The sequence below is a fragment of the Streptomyces sp. S465 genome, assembly GCF_026898115.1.
GTDB lineage: Bacteria > Actinomycetota > Actinomycetes > Streptomycetales > Streptomycetaceae > Streptomyces > Streptomyces luomodiensis.
Genome location: NZ_CP114036.1, coordinates 8,114,423 through 8,136,020, shown reverse-complemented (window position 1 = coordinate 8,136,020; position 21,598 = coordinate 8,114,423). Strand labels below are relative to the sequence as shown.

Below are 21,598 nucleotides of genomic sequence, written 5' to 3'. Positions count from 1 at the left end.
CGGGCGGCCGGGGTGCCCGAGGGGCCCGCGCGATCAGCGCGTGACCTGGAACTCGGCGGCGCGGGACACGAACGCCGTGTTCCCGTCCCCGCCCGTCGCCAGCGCCGAGACGTACCACGTGCCCTCGGTCGCCTCGGCCCGCGTCACCCGGACCGTGTAGGTGCAGCGGGACGTGCCGGACGTGAGGCTCCGGCACGTGGCGCTCTCCACGGACCGCAGTTCGCTCTCGGTGGGGTCGAGCTTCGAGCTCGCCGGCCAGGCCAGGACCTTCAGGTCCGCGACGCCCGAGTCGTCATGCACGTCCGCGGTGAAGGTGAGCGAGCCCGAGCGGTCGGCGGACGGCGCGACGTAGCGGACCGAGGTGTTCGTCAGGGTCGGCGCCGTGGCGCCCCAGGCGGTCGTCGCCACGACACCGCCGCCGACGACGACCGCACCGACGCACGAGGACAGCAGAACGCGCTTGGACATGGGAGAACCTCCGAAGTAGGCAGGAAAAGGGAATCGACCCCCCGCGGGATCGACCCTCCGCGGGATCGCCGCTGCGGTGCCGAAGCCGACGAGGCAGTGCACGGACGGGCGGTGAAGAACCGTCGGCCGGCCGCCTCATCGACATGATCGAGCCTATGGCCCGCGACGGCGTCCGCTCCTCACGCCGCGGGATGATCAGCGCCTCCAACCGGAGACAGAGTCTGCAACCCCGGTTGGAGATCCGGCTCCGCCTCCAGCCGGAGCCGGGGCGGAGGGACGCGCTCCTAGACTCTTCGCATCATGAAGCGAACCGACGACCGGTGGGCACCGGTCCTGCTGACCTGCGTCCAGGCCGTGGTGTGGCCTGGGGCGGCGCTGGTGCGCGGCGCCGTGCCGCCCGCGGCCGCCCTTCTCGGGGCGGCGCTGGTCGCCGGGGTGACCACGGCCGCGCTCGCGCTGCGCCGCACCCGGCCCGTGGTCGCGCTCGCCGTGGCCGTCGCCGCTTGTGCGCTGGGTGCCGGACCGTTGCCCGCCGGGGCGGTCGCGGTGCTCGGCACAGCGGGCGTGGCGCTGGCCCTGTGCACCGTGGCGACCGAGCGCGACACCTTCACCTCGGTGCTGTGCGTGGTCACGCTCGCCGCCTGGCAGCTCATGTACGGCGTCAGCCTGCACGGGCTCAGCGCACCCGACGGTCTCGGCCTCGTCCTGACCGCCCTGCTGTATACGGCCGCGTGCGGCGCCGGCCTGCGGGCCCGGCAGGTCCGGCGGGCGAGGGCCACGGCCGAACGGCTGCTGGCGCGGGCCGAGGCGGAGCGCCACCGGCTCCCGGCGGTCGAACGGCGCCGGATGGAGCGCGAACTGCACGATGTCAGCGCCCACCATCTGACGGCCGTGGTGGTCACGGCGGGCGCGGCGCTCGGACTGCGCGACCGCCGCCCCGAACTCGTCGAGGAGGCCCTGCGGTTCGCGGTCGACTCCGGCCGTGAGGTCACCCGGGCACTGCGCTCGGTCCGGGCACCGGCGCCCGCACGGGAGGAACAGCCCTCGCCGGAGGAACGGCTGACGGCGCTGGTGGCCGGATTCCGCCGGCTGGACCAGCGGGTGGACTGCGAGATCGACCCGCTGCCGGACGGCGCCGTCGCGGACGCGGCGTACGGCATCGTCCGCGAGGCGCTGACCAACGTCGCACGCCACGCCCCCGGGGCGCACACACGGGTGCGCTGCCGGTACGGCGACACCGGCACCGAGGTCGTCGTCACGAGCGCGGCGCCGGAGGCCGGTTCGCCGACGCACGGCGCGGGGCTCGGCTCCGGGCGCGGCCAGGGTTTCCTGCGGTCCCGGGCACGGGAGGCGGGCGGCACGCTGACCAGCGGCCCGACGGCGGACGGCGGCTGGGAGGTGCGCGCGGTGCTGCCGGGGCGGAGTGCCGCGCCGGTGGAGCGGACCGTCCCGCGTACCTACCGCCTGGCGCAGCTCACGGCCGCTGTCGGCCTGTGGTGGCAGCCGCTGCTGCCCTCGCTGATCATCCGGCCGGAGACCGCGCCGAGTGGGGCGCACATATCGGCCGGGCCGCTCTTCACGCTGCTGGCCATCGCACAGGCGGTCGCGCTGCTGTGGCTGCGCCGGGCGCCCCGTACCGCGCTCGGCGTCCTGTGCGGCCTGGCCCTGCTCTGGCCGGTGGCGATGGCCGCGGGAACCTATGGCGGACCGGTCCTGCTGCCGCCCGCGCTGAGCATGCTCGCCACTGGTGCGGCGCTCGCGGTGACCGCGGCCCGGACCTGCCGGGCCGCTGACGCTCCGCGCACCCCGGCGTACCTCGGCACGGTCGCGGCCGTGGCGGCACACGCGGTGGCCGCGACCGCGGCCGTCCTGGGCCGGGGGACGACCGTCGCCGCCTGGCAGGTCGCCGCGGGCGCGACGGCCGGGGCCTGCCTGGTGATCTGCGCCGCCCGGTGGGGCGGGACACTGTGCGGGCGACGGGAGCGGACCGCCCGGAACGCGCGGGACGCACGCCTCGCCGGCTGGACCGAGGAGGCCGTCCGGGACGCCTGGGCCGAGCGCCACCGGATCACCGTCGGCCTGGAGACCACCGTGCTGGACCGCATCACCGACATGGTCGCCGAGGCGGAGGCGGGCCGCCTCGACGCCACCGCGGAACGCGCCCGCGAGGCCCTCGCCGCGATGCGCGCCCTGCTCGACGCGGTCCGGGACGGCGAGACGGCGCCCGCCCTGCGGCCGCAGCCCACCCTCCAGGCGCTCGACCTGCTCGTCCGCCAGTGCCGGGCCACCGGCCGCGACGTCGAGGTCCGGCCGGCCGGCCGCCTGCCGGAACGGCTGCCCACCGCCGTGGACCTGGCCGCCTACCACGTCGCCGAGACGGTGCTCGCGGTCGCCGGAGAGGAGCCCGCCGTGCTCGAACTCGACGCCGCGCACGACGTGCTGACGCTCACCGCCACCGGTGTGCCGCGCGCCGCCGCGCCCGTCGTACGGGAGCGGCTGACGGCGCGGGCCACGGCGCTCGGCGGCACCCTGACCACCGGGCCACCGGGCACGGTCCGTCTCGCACTGCCCCTGACGCGGAACGACGAGGAGGGGTGGCGATGAGCCTGAAGGTGCTGGTCGTCGACGACCAGGGAATCGTCCGGGCGGGGTTCGCCGCCGTGATCGACGCCGAGGACGACATGACGGTCGTCGGCGAGGCCGGTGACGGCGCCGCCGCGGTGCGCCTCGCCGCGGAACTGGCGCCCGACGTCGTCGTCATGGACGTCCGGATGCCCGAGCTGGACGGCATCGCGGCCACCCGCATCATCACCGGCCACCAGGACGCGCCGCGCGTCCTGGTGCTGACCACCTTCGACCTCGACGCGTACGTCTTCGACGCGCTGCGCGCCGGCGCCTCCGGGTTCCTGCTGAAGGACGTGCGCGCCGCCGAACTCCTGCGGGGCATCCGCGTGGTCGCCGCCGGCGAGAGCGTCCTCGCCCCGTCCGCGACCCGCCGGCTCATCGGCCACTACACCTCCGGACCGGGTCCCGCGCACCGGACCGGGTACGCCCACGGGGCGCTGGACAGCCTCACCGGCCGGGAACGCCATGTGCTCGGCCTGATCGCCTCCGGCCTCAGCAACGCGGAGATCGCCGACGCACTCGGCATCACCGTCGGCACCGTGAAGTCCCATGTCAACGCGCTGCTGCGGAAGCTCGGGCTGCGCGACCGGGTCCAGGCGACGATCCTCGCCTACGACCTCGGCCTCGCCCGCCCCAACCCGCCCGACCTCCACACCTGACCCGCCCGAGGAGCCCACCGCCGTGACCGCCTCCGCACCGTCCTTCCCGCACCGCCTGCGCCGGGCGCTCACCCACGTCGTCGCCCTCGGCTACCTGGCGCTGTGCGCCGCCCTGCTGCTGTGGGCGGTCGCCGTGCACCTCTTCGGCGACGCGGAGGGGTCCATGGCGGGCGTCGTCCCGATCCTCGCCACCGCCCCCGGCAGTCTCGTCGTGCTGATGCTGCCGACGTCCGACGGCATCCCCGGGATCGTCCTCACCGTCGCCTTCGGTGCCCTGCTCAACGCCGCGGTCATCGGCTGGTGCGCCCGCGCACTGACCCGCGGCACGGCGTGACGCCGCGGCTGGCTCGTCGTCGCTTCAGTCGAGCAGTTCGCCCAGGCGCGCCGCGGCGCGGACGACGACGGCGCCGAGTTCGTCGATGGCGGTGTGCTCGAACACCGAGATGCCGATGCTGGTGGTCGCCTCGCCACCACGCGCCGGGACGGCGGCGGAGATGCCGGTCACGGCGGGGATGACCTCGCCCGTGGTGACCGCGTACCCCTTGGCGCGGGCCTCGGTGACCTCGGGGCGCTCCCCTGCGCGGTGGGGGCCGCGGGCGAGCAGGGCGAGGCCGCCCGAGCCGTGCTCGATGGAGTGGGTCTGACCGGGCCGGAAGGACACGTGCACCAGGGCCCCGCGCGGCTCCACCACCATGAGCGCGCGCATATCGGCGGCGCCCTCGCGGACCAGCAGGTGGGCGGTGGCGCGGGTGGTCTCGGCCAGCTCGTCGAGGATCGGGCGGGCCAGTGCGCGCAGATCCTGCTGGACGGGTTCGGCGAGGCTGACCAGACCGGTGCCGAGGACGATCCGGCGCTGGTGGTCACGGCGGCAGAGCTGGTGCGCCTCCAGGGTCCGCACCAGACGGTGGGCGACCGTGCGGTGCACCCCGATGGCCTCCGCCAGCTCACTGACGGTCAGGCCCTGCGGGTGTTCCGAGAGGACTCTGAGGATCAGCAGCCCGTGGTGGAGCGTCTTGGACATGCCGGAATCGACCTCGGGGACTGACGGGGTCTGCGGTGGTGAGTTCACGAATCCATCCCTTGACGGGTTTCAGCCAGGCTGCCTATGCTCCCATTATTCGCACAGTGAGTGCGATTATCGCACACAGCTTTTGTGCGGAGCAAGCTCCCGCTCCGGCCGCTCGGGACGGCCGCCGGCGCGGGACCTCGTGCCGAAGGGACGCCCGCATGAACCCCAGCGCGCCAGCGTTTCCCGCCAGCGCCCGGCTGGCCGAAAACCCTCAGCTCGCCGACATCCACCAGCTCTACGCCCTCCAGAGCCATCTCATCGACGGTGGCCGGGCCGCGGAATGGGCCGCGACCTTCACCGCCGGGGCCACCTTCGACTCACCGAGCTACCCGGCACCGGTGACCGGCACCGCCGCCCTGACCGCGTTCGCCGAGCGGTTCGCCGCCGACTGCGCCGCCGAGGGCGTGGTGCGCCGGCATGTGATCGGCAACATCGCCGTGACCGGCGACGACGGGGCCGGAACCCTGCGGGTGGAGGCCTATTTGCAGATCGTCGCCACCCCCCGGGGCGGGACACCGCGCACCGAGCGGTTCACCACCCTCACCGACCAGGTCGTCCACGACGGCGACGGGTGGCGGATCGCCGCCCGCACCGTGCGCCGCGACGACCTCCCCGGCGCCGCCGGGGCATGACCCCGGGCCCGCGCCCGTACCCCGCCGCCCCGTACGGCCGCACCGCGTCCGTACGGCGGCGGACCTCCCCGGCGTCCGCGCCACGTCCGGCAGCCGCGCGCCCCGACGGCCGCGACCGACCCCCTGCGCCACGACGGAACTCCGGCAGCCGGGTCGGACCCCTGCGACCGCGACGGGCCCCCGGCACCCCGGCAGCCTTGGACAACGGAACTTCGACGACGAAGGAACGGAACCGATGAGCGACACCACAACCCCGCAAGCGGCCGCCGAAGGCCCCGGCCGGGTCGACAACCGGCGGCCCGCCGCCGTCCACCCGGAACTGGCCGGCACCACCGCCGTCGTCACCGGCGCCGCCCGCGGCATGGGCGCCGTGTTCAGCGAGGGCCTGGCGCTGCGCGGGGTGAACGTGATCGCCGCCGACATCGACCTCGACGCGATGAAGGCGACCGCCGAGGCGATCAACACCCAGCGGGACGCGCTGCCCGAGGGCAGCTCCCGCGGCCGGGTGGTGCCGGCCGCCGTGGACGTGGCCGACCCGGCCGGTCACGAGGAGCTGGCCCGGCTGGCGCACCGCGAGTTCGGCCGCCTGGACCACTGGGTCAACAACGCCGGCATCTTCCCGCACGCCTTCGTGCCGGACATCTCGCCCGAGCAGATCGACGCGGTGCTGAAGGTCAATGTGCAGGGCGTGCTGTTCGGCTCGCAGGCCGCCGCCCGGCACATGCGGCCCGGCGGCGCGATCGTCAACATGTCGTCGGTGTCCGCGGTCCGGGTGCGCAAGGGGCGTGGCGCGTACTGCGCGTCCAAGGCGTCGGTGGCCCATCTGACCGAATCCCTGGCGGTGGAGCTGGGCGACCAGGGCCTGCGGGTCAACGCGATCGCGCCCGGCTACATCGACACCGAGATGACCCGGTGGGTGCGCGAGGATCCGGCCGCGCTCGCGCACGCGCTGGACAGCGTGCCGCTGCACCGGCTGGGCTCCCCGCAGGAAGTGCTCGGCGTACTGCTGTTCCTGCTCTCCGACAGTGCCCGCTACGTCACCGGGCACAGCATCGCCGTCGACGGCGGGTCGCGCCATGTCTGAGCCGGGCCACTCCACCGGCGGCGGCCCGGACGGGCACCGGGAGACGGTGCGCTACCCGTCCGTGGTCCTCGTCACCGGGGCGGCGGGCGGGATGGGCGCCGAGCACGCCCGTGCGCTGGCCCGCCGCGGCAGCCATGTCCACCTGGCCGACGTCGCCGACTGCGCCCCCGTGGTGCGGGAGATCACCGAGGCGGGCGGCCGGGCCACCGGGCACGCCCTGGACGTCACCGACCCGGCCGGCTGGCGCACGGTCGTGGACGCCGTACGGGCCGCCGACGGCCGCCTGGACGGGCTGGTCAACAACGCCGGTATCTCCCGCCGCCTGCGGTTCATGGACACCACCGAGGAGGTGTGGGAGCGGGTGCTGCGGGTCAACCTGTCCGGCCCGTTCCACGGCATCCGTGCCGTCGCGCCCCTGATGCGGGACAGCGGCGGCGGGGCCATCGTCAACATCTCCTCCATCTCCGGGCAGATCGGCTACTTCTCGCCGTCGTACTCGGCGAGCAAATGGGGCCTGACCGGGCTGTCGAAGTCCGCGGCCGGCGAGCTGGCCGGCTGGCGCATCCGGGTCAACTCGCTGCACCCCGGACTGGTCGGCACGGGCCTGCTCGCCGGGTCGGACACGTTCGTCGCGTCCGCCCGGCGCAGCATCCCGGCCGGGCGGCTGGGCGAGGTGGGCGAGGTCACCGACGCGGTGCTGTTCCTGCTGTCCGACCGCAGCTCCTACATGACCGGCAGCGAGATCACCCTCGACGGCGGTCTGGTCGCAAGCGGGCTCTACCACCGCATCCTCGACGACGCCGAAGGAGCACTGTGATGACCGACTTCGACGCGCTCGACGTGATCGTGGTGGGTGGCGGCGGGGCCGGCCTGGCCGCCGCGGTCAGCGCGGCCGAACAGGGCGCACAGGTGGCGCTGTTCGAGTCCGAACGGGAACTGGGCGGCTCCACACAGCTCTCCGCCGGCATGTTCACCGCGGCCGGCACCAGCGTGCAGCGCGGCCTGGGCGTCGAGGACACCGCCGAGCGCCACTTCCAGCACTACATGGACCTCAACCAGTGGCGGCTCAAGCCGGGCCTGATCCGGGCGTTCTGCGCCGCCGCCGGCCCCACCCTGGAGTGGCTGCTGGGCCTGGGCCTGGACGTACCGGCCGCCGTTTCGCCCGACGCGCACACCCCGGGCCTGTGCCGGGCCGGGGTGGAGGACGTCTGGCGCGGCCACGTCCCGCGCGACCAGGGCTACGGCCTGGTGCGGGTGCTGGACCGGGCGCGGCGCGAGCGCGGTGTGGAGGTGGTGCTGGGCACCCGTGTGGAGCGGCTGCTGTCCGAGGACGGCCGGGTGGTGGGCGTGGTGGCCGACGGCATCGAGGTGCGGGCCGGCGCGGTGGTCGTCGCCAGCGGCGGCTTCGCCCAGCACCCCGAACTGCTCGACCGGTACTACCCGGAGGCGCGCGCGGCGGGCGAGGCGCTGTTCGTGGTGGCGGCGCCGGGCAGCCGCGGCGACCATGTGGCGTTCGCTGAGCAGACCGGCGGCGCGCTCACCGGGCACGGCTGGGGCCTGATGCTGCCGACCGCCTCCTTCCAGCGGTACCACCACTGGCAGGCCGGGTTCCCGCCGAAGTCCCGGGTGTATGTGAACGGCGCCGGGCGCCGCTTCATGGACGAGGACGCCTCGTACGCCGTCTCCAGCGGCATCATCCTGGCCCAGGACGGGCCCGTATGGGCGGTGTTCGACGAGCGGGCCCGGCGGGGACTGCCGGTCGGCTACGCGGACTGGACACCCGAGCGGGTGGCCGAGGAGGCCCGCGCCGGCCGGGTGCTGAGCGCCGGCTCCCTGCCGGAGCTGGCCGCCGCCATGGACGTACCGGCCGACGCGCTGACCGCCACCGTCGCGCGGTGGAACGATCGGCTCGCCGCGACCGGTGCGGACCCGGAGTTCCTGCGCGAGGAGTCCCTCGCCGCCAAGGGCTCCCCGCAGCCACCGGACCCGATCGCGGCCGGGCCGTTCCACGCGGTCCGGGTGCTGCCCGCCGAGCTGGTGTGCACGCACACCGGTCTGGAGATCGACCACGACGCCGCCGTGCTGGACCGCACCGGCACCCCCGTCCCCGGGCTGTTCGCCGCCGGGGAGGCCGGCGGCGGGGTGCTCGGCATGCGGTACGTCGGGGGCGGCAACGCCGTTGCCAACGCCCTCACCATGGGGCGCATCGCGGGCCGTGGCGCGGCCCGCGGGCGCTGACCCCCTCCCCCTCTTCCCTCAGGAGCCGTCATGGGAGCGCACCTCAACGCCGAGGACACCGCCCTGGGCAGCAGAGTCACCAGGAAGGTCTCGTACCGGATCTTCCCCATCGTGGGCCTGTTGTACGTGTTCAACTACATGGACCGGTCCAACATCAGCTACGCCCAGCTGGGCATGGAACAGGAGCTGGGCATCACGACGGCCACGTTCGGCGCCGTCGCCGCGATCTTCTTCCTGGCCTATGTGGTCCTGGAGATCCCCAGCAACATGATGCTGAAGAAGGTCGGGGCCCGGCTGTGGCTGGCCCGCATCGCCATCAGCTGGGGCGTGGTGACCGCGGTCACCGGCTTCGTCTCCAGCGTCACCCACCTGTACATCGCGCGCATCGCGCTGGGCATCGCCGAGGCCGGCCTCTTCCCCGGTCTGCTGCTGTACCTGACGTTCTGGTACCGGGGCAGGGAACGCGGCCGGGCCATCGCGCTGCTGGCGCTGGCGCAGCCGGTGGCGATGATCCTCGGCTCCATGACCGGTGGCTGGATCCTGGACCACGTCCACTGGTTCGGGCTGAGCGGCTGGCGCTGGGTGTTCATCCTCCAGGGCGCGCCCGCGGTGCTGATCGGCCTGGTCACGCTGGTCTGGCTGCCCGACCGGCCGGCCGACGCCCGGTTCCTGGCGCCCGCCGAGCGCACCTGGCTCCAGTCGCAGATCGACAAGGAGTACACGGCCGGAGCCGCCCACAAGGAGACCGTCCGGGACCAGCTGCGGGCGATGAAGAACCGCAAGGTGCTCTACCTCGCGGTCGCCAACTTCTTCGCGGCGTGCGGCCTGTACGGCTTCTCGTTCTTCCTGCCGAAGATCGTCCAGCAGCTCGACCCGGGCTACTCGGCGACCAACATCGGTCTGCTCGGAACCATCCCGTACCTGGTGGGCGCGGTCGGCATGCTGCTGGTGGCACACACCTCGGACCGCACCGGCGAGCGTCGCCTCCACGTCATCGGCCTGATGCTGCTGGGCGCGCTCGGCCTGGCCGGCACGATCGCCTTCCGCCACGACCCGGTGCCCGCGCTGATCTGCCTGTCGCTGGTCGCGGTCGGTGTACTCGGCTACATGGCGCCGTACTGGGCGCTGGCGGCGCGGGTGCTGCCGCGTGAGCAGACCGCGGTGGGTCTGGCCGGCATCAACTCCATCGCCGCGCTGGGCGGTTTCTTCAGCCCCTACATCATCGGCAAGAACGCCACCGCCGACGACGTCACCGTCGGCCTGTACTTCCCCATCGCCTGTCTCGTGGTGTGCGCCGCGATGCTCGCCGTCCTCAAGGTGCCCCGGGACCGGCAGCCCGCCGACGCCTCCGCCGTGCCCACCACCGCGGGCGTCTGACCCACCCCGACGCAAGGAACAGCCATGCCCTACTACCGCAGTGTCGGTGACATCCCGCCCAAGCGGCACACCCAGCACCGGGACGCCGACGGCCGTCTGCGCTTCGAGGAACTCATGGGCGAGGAGGGGTTCTCCTCCGACTCCTCGCTGCTCTACCACCGTGAGATCCCCTCGGCCATCACCGACTCCCGTCCCTGGGACCTGACCGGCCAGAACACCACCGCCAACCACCCGCTCAAGCCGCGCCACTTCAAGCTCCACGCCCTGTGGTCCGGTGACGACTGGCGTGACACCGACGCGGTGACCGGACGGCGGCTGCTGCTCGGCAACGCCGACGTGCGCATCTCCTACGTCGTCGCCGGCACCGCCTCGCCGTTCTACCGGGACGGCATCGGCGACGAGTGCGTCTACGTGGAGGCCGGTTCGGCCACCGTGGAGACCGTGTTCGGCACGCTGACCGCCCGCCCCGGGGACTATGTGCTGCTGCCCCGGGCCACCACCCACCGGTGGCTCCCGCAGGGCGACCAGCCGCTGCGGCTGTACTGCGTGGAGGCGAACTCGCACATCTCCCCCGCCCGCCGCTACCTCTCCCGCAACGGACAGCTGCTGGAGCACGCCCCGTACTGCGAGCGGGACCTGCACGGCCCGGCCGGGCCACTGCTGGCGACCGGCACCGACGTGGACGTGTACGTCAAGCACCGCGGCCCGCGCGGGGAGGTGCTGGGCACCGTGTTCACCCAGGCCACCCACCCGTTCGACGTGGTCGGCTGGGACGGCTGCCTGTACCCGTACACCTTCAGCGTGCACGACTTCGAACCGCTGACCGGGCGGGTGCACCAGCCGCCGCCCGCGCACCAGGTCTTCGACGGCGACAACTTCGTGATCTGCAACTTCGTCCCCCGCAAGGTGGACTACCACCCGCTGGCCATCCCGGTGCCGTACTACCACTCCAACGTGGACTCGGACGAGGTGATGTTCTACTGCGGCGGCGACTACGAGGCCCGCAAGGGCTCCGGCATCGGGCCGGGCTCGGTGTCGCTGCACCCGGGCGGGCACGCCCACGGGCCGCAGCCCGGCGCCTACGAGCGCTCCATCGGAGCCGAGTTCTTCGACGAACTGGCCGTGATGGTCGACACCTTCCGCCCGCTGGAACTCGGCGAGGGCGCGCTCGCCGCGGAGGACCCGGGCTACGCCTGGACCTGGGCGGGCCGGGGGCCGGCCGCGTGACCGCGCTGCTCACCGGGCTCGTCGACGACGCCGGCCTGTTTCCCCCGACGGCGCTGCCGCCGGCCGAGGCGGTGGCCCGGCACCGCCGGGACCGGGCGGCCGGCCACCCCATGCACACCCTGCGTCTCCTGGTCCCGGTCGGCCGGCTGGCGGAGGTCCGCGCCGAACTGCGGCCCGCCGACCGGCTGCGGCTCGGGCTGATCGCGGACACGGCCGGGCCGGGCGCCCCGGCGGACCGGCTGCGCGCCGCCCTGGCCACGGTCGCCGCCGACAACCGGCTGGAGACCGCCCTGATCGAGGCGCCGCTCACCGCGTTCGGCACCGATCCGGCCGTGGCGGTGCCCGCCGTGCTGGACGCGACCGCCGGCGCCGGGGTGCCGGTGTTCCTGGAACCGGCCGCCCCGGACGGTGTCGACGCCCTGCTCGCGGCGATGGGCACGGCGGCTGTCCCGGGCCTCGGCGCCAAGCTGCGCTGCGGTGGCGTACGGGCCGGGCTGTTCCCCTCCCCCGCCGAGGTCGCGCACTTCGTCACGGCGTGTGCGCGCTCCGGCGTCCCGTTCAAGGCGACCGCCGGGCTGCACCACGCGGTGCGCCACCGGGACCCCGGGACGGGCTTCACCCACCACGGCTATCTGAACCTCCTGCTGGCCGCCGCACGCGCCGCCGCCGACCCCGGCGAGCCGGCCCCCGTGCTGCGCGCGCTGGAGACCACCGACGCCGCCACCCTCGCGCGCGACCTGGCCGCGCTGTCCCAGCAGGCCGCGGACGCCGCCCGCGCCCTGCTGGTCTCCTACGGCTCCTGCTCCACCCGTACGCCGGTGTCCGAGGCCCGCACCCTCCTCGACGCCGCCTGAAAGGACTGCCCCGCGATGACCTCCCGCTGCTGGGTCCCCGTGCCCGAGGACTCCCCGTTCACCCTGCACAACCTTCCCTACGGCGTGTTCGCGCCGGACGGCGGCGCGCCAAGGGTCGGCGTCGCCATCGGCGAACACGTCCTGGACCTGGCCCGCGCCCTGGACGACGACACCTTCGCCCGGCCCGCCCTGAACGCCTTCCTGGCCCAGGGCCGCGACCGCTGGCGGGACGTCCGCGCCAAGATCACCGCCCTGCTCACCGACGCCTCCGGGCGGGACACGGTGGAACCGGCGCTGCACCGCGCCGACCGGGTGCGGATGCTGATGCCGTTCGAGCCGGCCGACTACGTGGACTTCTACGCCTCCGAGCACCACGCCGCGAACATCGGCCGGATGCTGCGCCCGGGACAGGAGCCGCTGACCCCGCAGTGGAAGCACCTGCCGATCGGCTACCACGGCCGGTCCGGCACGCTGGTGGTCTCCGGGACGGACGTGGTCCGCCCGTGGGGTCAGACCCGGCCGGCCGACGGTGCCGAACCGCCGTTCGGCCCCTCCCGGCGGCTCGACATCGAGGCCGAGGTCGGCTTCGTCGTCGGCACCCCGTCGCCGCGGGGCACCCGGGTCGGCGTCGACGACTTCGCCGACCACGTCTTCGGCGTCTGCCTGGTCAACGACTGGAGCGCCCGGGACCTCCAGGCGTGGGAGTACGTGCCGCTCGGGCCGTTCCTCGCCAAGTCCTTCGCGACGTCCGTCTCGCCGTGGATCGTGCCGCTGGACGCGCTGGCCGCCGCCCGCACCGCCCCGCCCGAGCGCACCGAACCACTGCGGCCGTACCTGCGCGACGGCGAGGACTGGGGCCTGGACCTGGCGCTGGAGGTCCGTCTCAACGGACAGCTGGTCTCCCGCCCGCCGTTCAGCGCGATGTACTGGACACCGGCCCAGATGCTCGCGCACATGACCGTCAACGGCGCCTCGCTGCGCACCGGGGACTTCTACGCCTCCGGCACGGTCAGCGGGCCCGGCCCGCGGGAGCGCGGCTGCCTGATGGAGATCACCTGGAACGGGCGGGATCCGGTGACGCTGCCCGACGGGCCCACCCGGACCTTCCTGGAGGACGGCGACGAGGTGGCCATCACGGCCACCGCGCCCGGCCCGGACGGCACCCGCATCGGCTTCGGCGAGGTCCGTGGCCGCGTCGTCGCCCAGCCGCTCCGGACCGAGGACTGACCGCCGGCCCGCGGGGACGCTAACCGGTGGCGCAGCTGCCGCCGTTGAGGGTGAAGGCGGTCGGCGCGGAGTTGGTGCCGCCCTTGTCGGCGGTGAACCCGAGGGTGACCGAGCCGCCGGCCGGGATGGTGGCGGTGTAGGAGGCGGCGGTGACGGTCACCGCGGCGCCGGTCTGCCGCGGTGTGCCGCCCCACATGTTGGTGATGACCTGGCCGTCCGCGAAGGTGAACGTCAGGGTCCAGCCGGTGATGGCGGCGGTGCCGGTGTTGCGGATGGCGATCTCGCCCTGGAAGCCGGCGCCCCACTCGCCTGCCACGCGGTAGCCGACCGAGCAACCGGCGCCGGAGCCGCCGCCCTCCGTGGTGGTGACGCCGACCGTGGCCGAGCGTGCCGAGCGGTTGCCGGCCGCGTCCCGGGCGTAGACGGCGAAGGTGTAGGAGGTGGCGGCGGTCAGGCCGGTGAGGGTCGTCGTGGTGCCGGCGGCGGTGGCCACCCTGGTCTCGGTGCCGCCGCTGACCCGGACGACGTCGTAGCCGGCGACGCCCACGTTGTCGGTGGCGGCGGGCCAGGTGAGAGTGGCGGAGGTGGCCGTCACGGCGGAGGCGGTGGGGGCGCCGGGGGCGGTCGGGGCCTGGGTGTCGCCGCCCGAGCCGCCGCCGTAGACGGTGGCCTCCACGGAGGTCTCCGCGATGCCGTCGGGGCCGTTGAAGATGCGGTTGCCCCAGTCGGTGAGCCGGGTGGGGTCGAAGTCGGTGGTCAGGTCCAGGATGGGATCGGTGTTGCCGCTCCAGGACCAGGCCAGGTAGCCGAGCTTCAGCGATCGGGTGGCCGACAGGATCGTGTCCTCGTCGGTATCGCCGTAGGAGTCCTGCCAGCCGAACTCGCCGACCACGAGGGGCAGGTCGGCGTTGACGAAGGCGTTGAGATAGTCGGTGATCTCCTGCGCCGTGTCATAGACGCTGTACATGTGGATCGAGAAGATCAGGTTGCCGGTGGAGTCGGCGTCGTAGACGGTCCGCGCGTTGGTGCGCATCACGTTCTGCCAGTCCTGTCCCCAGTTGGGGGCGTCCACCATGATGGTGTGCTGGAACCCGGCGGCGCGCAGCTTCTGGACGGCGGCGACGGTGGGGGCGGTCCAGCCGGACGGGTCGGTGTTGCCCCAGGGCTCGTTGCCGATGTTGATGATGACGTAGTTCTCCTCGCCGGCCAGGACGCTCTTGAGGCCGATCCAGTAGTCGGCCGCCTGGTCGAGCGAGGCGGCCGCGGCCTCCTCGCCGTAGCCGGTGGTGTCGTGCACCTCCAGGACGCAGATCAGCCGGTTGGCCTTGCACTGGGCGACGACGGCGGCCACGTCCTGGGGGCTGTTCTCGGTCCAGCGGTGGCCGTTGGACAGGACGACCCGGACGGTGTTGGCGCCCAGGGCCTTGATGTCGGCCAGTGACTGCGTCTCACCCGGGTACCAGGTGTGGGCGTGGTTGACACCGCGCATGACGAAGTCGTTGCCGTTGGCCTCCAGCAGCCGGCCGTCGCTGATGTGCAGACCCTGAGCCGAGGGGGCCGAGGGGGCCGAGGGGGCTGCCGAGCGGGCCGGCTCGGCGTGGGCGGTCCGCACGAGACCCGCCATTCCGAAAAGGCCGACCAGTAAGGCCAGTAAGGCGGCCAGGGATCTTTTCCGTCTCATCACGACTCCAAGAGTGAGCGCCTGATGGCTTTCCGCGAAACGGCATTGGGAGCGCTCCCAGCACCGTGGACGGGAGCGCTCCCATCCATTGCAGCGCACCCGGGAGCCGTCAAGACCTCCGGCCGGAACCCGTCCGCGCCCGACGGTGGCCGTGCCGCATTCGTGCCCCTCCTCCGGCGATCGCCCGAATTCCCACCCGAAATCCCCACACCTGCCTTACGACATCCACCATTCGGTCAACTCCGCTGGTCCGAAGACTGGTTGATTCCCCAAAGACATCGCTCGACCGATACCCCGAAGCATCCCCGCTTTTCGCCCGGTGAGACGATGCGTTTGCCCGAAACAATCCCCAACCGAAACGGAGGGCGAATGCATAAACGTCGTGGAACCGTGACCCGTCGCTGGAAAGTCGCGGCGGTCGCGTCCACGGTGGCCGTATCGATCGCGGTTCCGGTGGCGATGGCCCAGGCTTCGACCGAGCCACCACCGGAGGTCAGCGCCCAGGGCGCCTACCTGCTCGACACCGGCTCCAACAAGGAGCTGATGGCCAAGGACGCCGACACCAAGCGTCCGATCGCGAGCACCACGAAGATCATGACTGCCCTCGTGGTACTCGAGACCAAGGGTGTGGACCTCAACCAGCAGGTCACCATCAAGCAGGAGTACCGCGACTACGTGACCAAGGCGGGCGCCAGCACGGCGGACCTCCAGACCGGTGACAAACTCACCGTCAACCAGCTGCTGTACGGGTTGATGCTCCCGTCGGGCTGTGACGCGGCGATGGCGCTGGCCGACACCTTCGGTACCGGCGACACCACCGACGAGCGCACCAAGTCGTTCATCTCCAAGATGAACACGAAGGCCGAGGACCTGGGTCTGACCAACACCCAGTACGACTCCTTCGACGGTGTCTCGGCCGATGCCGACAACTACTCGACGCCCCGTGACCTGGCACAGCTGACCCGCCACGCCATGGAGAACGCCACGTTCGACACGGTCGTCAAGTCGGTGTCCACCGAGCAGGAGGCACCCGCGGCCAACGGTCGCACCCGGTACTACTCCTGGGACAACACCAACCAGTTGCTGGGGTCGTACGAGGGCGCGATCGGCGTCAAGACCGGGACCACCACCCCCGCCGGCCCCTGTCTGGTGTTCGCCGCCAAGCGCGGCGACAAGACGGTCGTGGGAGTGGTCCTCAATGACGCGGACCGCTACCCGGACGCGAAGAAGATGCTCGACTGGACGTACGACACCGACACCGAGGTGAAGTGGCGCCAGCTCCCCAAGGGAGCTCAGCGGGACTGATCCGCGAGCTTCTCGAGCGTGACACGGCGGTGCCCCGGCCGGAATCGTTCCGGCCGGGGCACCGTCGGCGCGCGGCGGGACACCACCGCCCGCCTCACCCGCCGTTCACCCCAAAGGGCCGCCGGGCCCTGGGCGACCGGCGGCTCAGGCGAACACCGACAGCAGCAGGGCCATCGCCAGACCGAACACACTGACCAGGGTCTGCACCGCGGTCTGGGTCTTGGTGGCCTGGCCGAGGTCCATCCCGAACGACTCCTTCACCAGCCAGAACCCCGCGTGGTTGACATAGTTCAGGCCGATGGAACCGGCCCCGATCGCGACCACGAGCAGGGATGCCTCCAGGCCACCGCCGTCCCCGATCAGCGGGGCCACGATGCCGGTGGCGGAGACGATGCCGACGGTGGCCGAGCCCGTGGTCAGCGACAGCAGCAGGGCGATGAGCCAGCCCAGCAGGATCACATTGACATGCGCGCCCTCGGCGGCCGACGCGATGGCATCGCCGATCCCCGAGTCCTGGAGGACCTGCTTGAACGCCCCTCCCCCACCGATGATGAGCAGGATCGCGGCGATGGACTTCAGGCTGTCGGTCAGGGAGGCGCGGGTCTGTTCACCGGAGCGGTCGGAGCGGGCGATCGTCACCACCAGGGCGAAGAGGAACCCGGCGAGCATCGCCACCAGCGGTTCTCCGGCGAACACGAGGGCCGCGCCCAGCCCGCTCGACTCGTCCATCAGCGTCTCGGCCACGGTGCGCAGCAGCATCAGGACGACGGGCACCAGCACCGCCGCCACGGCCAGGCCGGTGGGCACACCGGTCCGGCGGGACGCCTCCGTACGCGCCTGCGCACCGGGCCCCGAGGCGGCCGGGGCGGGCTCCGGCTCCCGCTCGGCGCCGGCGAACTGCGCCACCAGTTCGGCGTCCGGGCGGACGTCGAGGAGCCGGGGCGCGATCCAGCGGGCGTAGACGGGACCGGCCAGGATGACGGTGGGCACGGCGCAGACCAGGCCGACGCCGAGGGTGAGCCCGAGGTCGGCGTGCAGACCGGTCATCGCGGTGAGCGGTCCGGGGTGGGGCGGCAGCATGCCGTGCAGGGTGGACAGCGAGGCGATGGCGGGCACGCCCAGCAGGACGTAGGGGCTGCCCTTGGTGCCTGCCTGGCCTTCCAGTCTGCGGGCCACGCTGAAGATCAGCGGCAGCAGGACGATCAGGCCCACCTCGAAGAACATGGGCACGCCGATGACGAACGCCGCGGCGCCGACCAGCCAGGGCAGCTTGCGGGGCTCGGCGCGGGCCACCAGGGCGCGGGCGATGGCGTCGGTGGCGCCCGAGTCGGACAGCAGCCGGCCGAGCATGGCGCCCAGGGCGAGGGTGACGCCGACGTCGCCGAGGGTGCCGCCCGCACCCTCCTCGATCGAGCCGGTGAGTTTCGCCACGGGTTCCCCGGCCGCGATCCCCGTACCCACGCTGACCAGGATCAGCGCGACGAACGGGTGGATCCGCAGCCGGGAGTTGATGAGGTAGATCAGTGCTGCGATCGCCACCGTGAGGATGAGCAGCAGCCACCAGGTGTGTGCGGTCATGCGGTGCCTTTCCGGGACATGCGGGTTCGTACGCCACCAGGGCAGGGGCGGGTCAGGGGTGGTGCGGAGCAGGGGCCGCGGGCGCCACCGGCGGCCGCCGGTGGCGCCCGTCCGGGGGCGTGGGTCAGTCCAGTCCCAGGTGCCGGACCAGTTCGGCCACGGCCTTGTCCTGCCGGGCCAGATAGGTGGCGAAGGCGCCACCTGTGGTGAAGGCGTCGGTCCAGCCGTGGCGGGTGAGCTCGGCCTGCCACTGCCGGGAGGTGTGCAGCGCGGTCAGCGCCTCGATCCAGCGTTTCCGGTCCGCGGCGCTGATACCGGGCGGGGCGACGATCCCCCGCCAGTTGTCGAAGACCAGGTCGATCCCGGCCGCCTTCAGCGTCGGCACCCCGGGCAGGGTGGCGACGGGCCGGTCGCTGGTGACCGCGAGCACCCTCAGCTGCCCGGCGGCGATCTGGCCGAGGAACTCGCCGACGCCGCTGGTGGCGAAGTCGACCCGGCCGTCCAGCAGCGCGGGCAGCAGGTCGCCACCCCCGCCGTCGTAGGCGACGTACCGCACCTTCTTCGGCTGGATGCCGATGGCGTCGGCCAGGGCCATGGGCAGCAGATGTTCCGGGCCGCCCGGTGAGGAGCCGCCCCCGACCGTGACGCCTCGGGGGTCCTCTCGCCAGGCGGCGACCAGGTCAGCGAGGGTGCGGTAGGGCGAGTCCGCGCGGACCACCACCGCCTCGGGTTCCTCGATCAGGCGGGCGATCGGCGTGGTCTGCGCGACGGTCACCTTCGCGTGTGCGACATGTGACGCGCCGAGGACACCGAGGCCCATCTGGAGGGCGAGTCGGCCGTTGCCCCGTTCGTCGACGGTGCGCTGGAGACCGACGGTGCCACCGGCTCCGGGCAGGTTGAACACCTCCACGTCCGAGGCGGTCCCGGTCTCCTCCAGCACCCGGGCCACGGTCCGTGCCGTAGTGTCGTACCCGCCTCCGGGTGTGTTGGGCACCACGATCCGCCGGCCGTCGGCCGCGGCGTCGCCGGTGCCCGGCCAGGCGCCGCAGGCCCCGACGAGCAGGGACAGCACCACGGCGAGGGCGCCGGACAGGGCCCGGGTACGGCCTCTCATGGCACACCTCCCTTTCGCTTCCCACACGGCGGACGCCATGATTGTGCGGCCTGGCGGAACACCTGCCCAGGTTGTGTCAGCAGGAGAGATTGAGTTCATTGTGGTCGCCGCGTTCCGTCGCCAAACGCTCGCGGGCGAGATGCTGGTCCTCCAGCTCGCCATCGTGGTCGTGGTGCTGATGGCGGTCGCCGCGGTCTCGCTCGCGCAGTCGGAGGCCACCTTCGACCGGGTGGAGGGCCGCCGGGTCGGTGCGCTCGCCGAGCAGCTGGCCGCCCAGCCGCTGGTGCGCAGCCGGCTGGTGGGGCCCTCCCCGGCGGAGGCGCTGGCCCCGCTGGTGTACTCCACGCGGGTGCAGTCGCGGGTGACGTCCGTGACGGTGGCCGACCGCGAGGGCCGCATCGTCAGCTCCACCAACCCCACGGTGCTCGGCGACCGGCTGCCGCTGGGCAAGGGGGTGGCCGAGGGCCGCGGCTGGTCGGGCACGCTGGACTGGGACGGCAGCCGGGAGCTGGTGGCCCAGGTGCCGGTCCTCGGTGCCACGGGGGACGACCTGGGCCGGAACCTGGGCACCGTCATGATCGGCGAGGCGTCTCCCACGGTGTGGCAGCGGCTCAGCGGCGCCTCCTCCTACCTGCCCGTCTACCTCGGCGTCGCCAGCGCGCTCGGCGTCGTCGGCTCCTGGCTGCTCGCCCGGCGTGTCAAACGGCAGACCCTCGGTCTGGAGCCGCGTGAGATCACCGGGCTGGCCGAGCACCGCGAGGCGATGCTGTACGGCATCGCCGAGGGCGTCGTCGCCCTCGATCCGCAGCAGCGGGTGACCCTCGTCAACGACGTGGGCAGACGGCTGCTGGACCTGCCCGAGGACTGTGTGGGCCGGGACCTGGCCGAGCTCGGCATCGAGGGGCGGCTGCTGGACGTGCTGGCCGGTGCGCGGAAGGAGTCGGCGGACCCCAAGGACGAGGTCGTCGTCCGGCACGGCCGGGTCCTGGTGATGAACCGGATGACCGTCGTCAAGGACGGACGGCCGCTCGGCTCCGTCACCACTCTGCGGGACCGCACCGAGCTGGCCAGGCTGGAGCGCGAGATCGGCTCCTTCCGCAGCACCTCGGAGCTGCTGCGCGCGCAGACCCACGAGTTCGCCAACCAGCTGCACACCATCTCCGGACTGATCCAGATCGGCGAGCAGGAGGAGGTGGTGCGCTACATCCGGGCGCTGAACCAGCGCCGGCAGTCGCTCGACATGTCCATCGGCCGCCGGGTCCGGGACACCGCCGTCGCCGCGCTGCTGATGGCGAAGGCGTCCCAGGCCGCCGAGCGGAAGGTGGCCCTGCGCCTGTCGGACCGCACCGCGCTCGGCCGGCTGACCCCGGAGGACGCCGCCGATGTGGCGACCGTGGTGGGCAACCTGGTCGACAACGCCATCGACGCCGCCACATCCGAACCCGGCACCGGCGACGAGCCCTGGGTGGAGGTGGAGCTGCGGCAGGACAACGCCAGCGTGGAGATCGTGGTGCGCGACTCGGGTCCCGGTGTCGCCCCCGAACTCGCCCAGGAGGTCTTCGCCCACGGCTTCACCACCAAGGCCGCCCGGGAGGGCGAGCGCGGTATCGGGCTCGCCCTGACCCGGCTCGTCTGCGAGCGCCGCGGCGGCGAGGTCGCGGTGACCAACACCCCGCAGGGCGCGATGTTCAGCGCCCGCATGTCCGTCAGCCACCCCGCCGACGCGGTGGCGGAAGGAGCGACCCGATGACCGAGCCGGCCGGCACGATCGACGTGCTCGTGGTGGACGACGACTTCATGGTGGCCCGCGTCCACCGCACCTTCGTCGAACGGGTGGCACCGTTCCGCGTCGTCGGCACCGCCCACACCGGTGAACAGGCCATCGAGGCGGTCGACGCCCTCCGCCCCGACCTGGTCCTGCTCGACCTGTACCTGCCGGACCTCTTCGGCCTGGACGTCATCCCCCGGCTGCGCACCGCGGGCCACGACTGCGACGTCATGGTGATCACCGCGGCCCGGGAGGCGGACGCGGTGCGCGGCGCCGTCCGCCAGGGCGTGGTCGACTACCTCCTCAAGCCCTTCGACTACGAGGACCTCCAGCCCCGCCTCGAACGGTACGCCACCCAGCGCGGGCGGTTGCTCACCACGGTGGTCCGCGGCCAGGCGGACGTGGACCGCGTCCTGGCCGGGGCCTTCGCACCCCCGGCGGGCAGCGCCCTGCCGAAGGGCCTGAGCGTGGAGACCGCCCAGCTCGTCGAACGCGCCCTCCGCGAGGCGGACGGCACCGTCTCCGCCGCCGAGGCGGCCACCGCCACCGGCATCTCCCGGGTCAGCGCCCGCCGCTACCTGGAGTACTTCCACGCCACCGGGAACGCCGACGTCTCCCTGCGCTACGGCACCGCCGGGCGCCCGGAGCGCCGCTACAGCTGGCGGGCGTAGGGGCTTCGCTCCGCGCGGAGC

19 protein-coding genes are annotated in these 21,598 nt (G+C 73.2%); 14 read left to right on the top strand and 5 right to left on the bottom strand.

The window, feature by feature from the left end:
* Window positions 1–33 precede the first annotated feature (33 nt).
* A complete protein-coding gene (locus N6H00_RS34420; RefSeq protein ID WP_268975752.1) occupies window positions 34–468 on the bottom strand; it encodes a DUF5707 domain-containing protein in 435 nt (144 codons plus the stop codon).
* A gap of 300 nt (window positions 469–768) precedes the next feature.
* Between N6H00_RS34420 and N6H00_RS34415 the strand changes: the two genes are divergently transcribed.
* From N6H00_RS34415 to N6H00_RS34405, 3 genes are read left to right on the top strand one after another with little or no spacing between them, the layout of a single operon-like run.
* On the top strand, window positions 769–3,072 hold the full coding sequence (locus N6H00_RS34415; RefSeq protein WP_268975751.1) for a sensor histidine kinase: 2,304 nt from the start codon (window positions 769–771) through the stop codon (window positions 3,070–3,072).
* Window positions 3,069–3,752, top strand: a complete 684-nt coding sequence (locus N6H00_RS34410; protein WP_268975750.1) for a response regulator — start codon at window positions 3,069–3,071, stop codon at window positions 3,750–3,752. The genes N6H00_RS34415 and N6H00_RS34410 overlap by 4 nt, the downstream gene beginning before the upstream one ends.
* A gap of 22 nt (window positions 3,753–3,774) precedes the next feature.
* Window positions 3,775–4,086 (top strand): SCO4225 family membrane protein, encoded by a 312-nt coding sequence (locus N6H00_RS34405; RefSeq protein ID WP_268975749.1) that lies wholly within the window; start codon window positions 3,775–3,777, stop codon window positions 4,084–4,086.
* Window positions 4,087–4,110: 24 nt separating this feature from the next.
* Here N6H00_RS34405 and N6H00_RS34400 read toward each other — a convergent pair whose 3' ends face one another.
* On the bottom strand, window positions 4,111–4,773 hold the full coding sequence (locus N6H00_RS34400; RefSeq protein WP_268975748.1) for an IclR family transcriptional regulator: 663 nt from the start codon (window positions 4,771–4,773) through the stop codon (window positions 4,111–4,113).
* A 206-nt stretch (window positions 4,774–4,979) separates the two neighbouring features.
* On the opposite strand from N6H00_RS34400, the gene N6H00_RS34395 reads away from it, so the two are divergent.
* The 8 genes from N6H00_RS34395 to fahA all read left to right on the top strand — a co-directional run bounded on the left by N6H00_RS34395 (window position 4,980) and on the right by fahA (window position 13,460).
* Complete coding sequence (locus N6H00_RS34395) at window positions 4,980–5,453, top strand: nuclear transport factor 2 family protein (protein ID WP_268975747.1); 474 nt, start codon at window positions 4,980–4,982, stop codon at window positions 5,451–5,453.
* 235 nt (window positions 5,454–5,688) lie between these two features.
* Window positions 5,689–6,537, top strand: coding sequence for an SDR family NAD(P)-dependent oxidoreductase (locus tag N6H00_RS34390; protein ID WP_268975746.1), 849 nt, complete (start codon window positions 5,689–5,691; stop codon window positions 6,535–6,537).
* Entirely contained in the window at window positions 6,530–7,354 is an 825-nt protein-coding gene (locus tag N6H00_RS34385) for an SDR family NAD(P)-dependent oxidoreductase (protein WP_329618586.1), read from the top strand. The genes N6H00_RS34390 and N6H00_RS34385 overlap by 8 nt, the downstream gene beginning before the upstream one ends.
* Window positions 7,354–8,775: an FAD-dependent oxidoreductase gene (locus N6H00_RS34380; RefSeq protein ID WP_268975745.1), complete on the top strand. Its 1,422-nt coding sequence runs from the start codon at window positions 7,354–7,356 to the stop codon at window positions 8,773–8,775. The genes N6H00_RS34385 and N6H00_RS34380 overlap by 1 nt, the downstream gene beginning before the upstream one ends.
* Window positions 8,776–8,805: 30 nt before the next feature.
* The gene (locus N6H00_RS34375; RefSeq protein WP_268975744.1) at window positions 8,806–10,152 is read left to right on the top strand and encodes an MFS transporter; all 1,347 of its coding nucleotides are present in this window, start codon (window positions 8,806–8,808) and stop codon (window positions 10,150–10,152) included.
* A gap of 24 nt (window positions 10,153–10,176) precedes the next feature.
* A complete protein-coding gene (locus tag N6H00_RS34370) occupies window positions 10,177–11,379 on the top strand; it encodes a homogentisate 1,2-dioxygenase (protein ID WP_268975743.1) in 1,203 nt (400 codons plus the stop codon).
* Entirely contained in the window at window positions 11,376–12,233 is an 858-nt protein-coding gene (locus N6H00_RS34365) for a hypothetical protein (protein WP_268975742.1), read from the top strand. Before N6H00_RS34370 ends, N6H00_RS34365 begins: the two co-directional genes overlap by 4 nt.
* Before the next feature lie 15 nt (window positions 12,234–12,248).
* Complete coding sequence (gene fahA, locus N6H00_RS34360) at window positions 12,249–13,460, top strand: fumarylacetoacetase (RefSeq protein WP_268975741.1); 1,212 nt, start codon at window positions 12,249–12,251, stop codon at window positions 13,458–13,460.
* A gap of 19 nt (window positions 13,461–13,479) precedes the next feature.
* Here the strand turns inward: fahA and N6H00_RS34355 are convergent, their stop codons facing one another.
* Window positions 13,480–15,141, bottom strand: coding sequence for a cellulase family glycosylhydrolase (locus N6H00_RS34355; RefSeq protein WP_268975740.1), 1,662 nt, complete (start codon window positions 15,139–15,141; stop codon window positions 13,480–13,482).
* A gap of 369 nt (window positions 15,142–15,510) precedes the next feature.
* Here N6H00_RS34355 and N6H00_RS34350 point away from each other — a divergent pair, with 369 nt between their 5' ends.
* A complete protein-coding gene (locus tag N6H00_RS34350; protein WP_268975739.1) occupies window positions 15,511–16,446 on the top strand; it encodes a D-alanyl-D-alanine carboxypeptidase family protein in 936 nt (311 codons plus the stop codon).
* A gap of 144 nt (window positions 16,447–16,590) precedes the next feature.
* On the opposite strand, the gene N6H00_RS34345 is transcribed toward N6H00_RS34350, so the two are convergent.
* Together N6H00_RS34345 and N6H00_RS34340 are read right to left on the bottom strand one after the other, a co-directional pair.
* Window positions 16,591–18,024, bottom strand: coding sequence for a GntP family permease (locus tag N6H00_RS34345; protein ID WP_268975738.1), 1,434 nt, complete (start codon window positions 18,022–18,024; stop codon window positions 16,591–16,593).
* Window positions 18,025–18,148: 124 nt separating this feature from the next.
* Window positions 18,149–19,138, bottom strand: a complete 990-nt coding sequence (locus tag N6H00_RS34340) for a Bug family tripartite tricarboxylate transporter substrate binding protein (protein ID WP_268975736.1) — start codon at window positions 19,136–19,138, stop codon at window positions 18,149–18,151.
* Window positions 19,139–19,238: 100 nt separating this feature from the next.
* Between N6H00_RS34340 and N6H00_RS34335 the strand changes: the two genes are divergently transcribed.
* Together N6H00_RS34335 and N6H00_RS34330 are read left to right on the top strand one after the other, a co-directional pair.
* Window positions 19,239–20,888 (top strand): sensor histidine kinase, encoded by a 1,650-nt coding sequence (locus tag N6H00_RS34335; protein WP_268975734.1) that lies wholly within the window; start codon window positions 19,239–19,241, stop codon window positions 20,886–20,888.
* A complete protein-coding gene (locus N6H00_RS34330; protein ID WP_268975733.1) occupies window positions 20,885–21,577 on the top strand; it encodes a response regulator in 693 nt (230 codons plus the stop codon). Before N6H00_RS34335 ends, N6H00_RS34330 begins: the two co-directional genes overlap by 4 nt.
* Window positions 21,578–21,598: the final 21 nt, after the last annotated feature.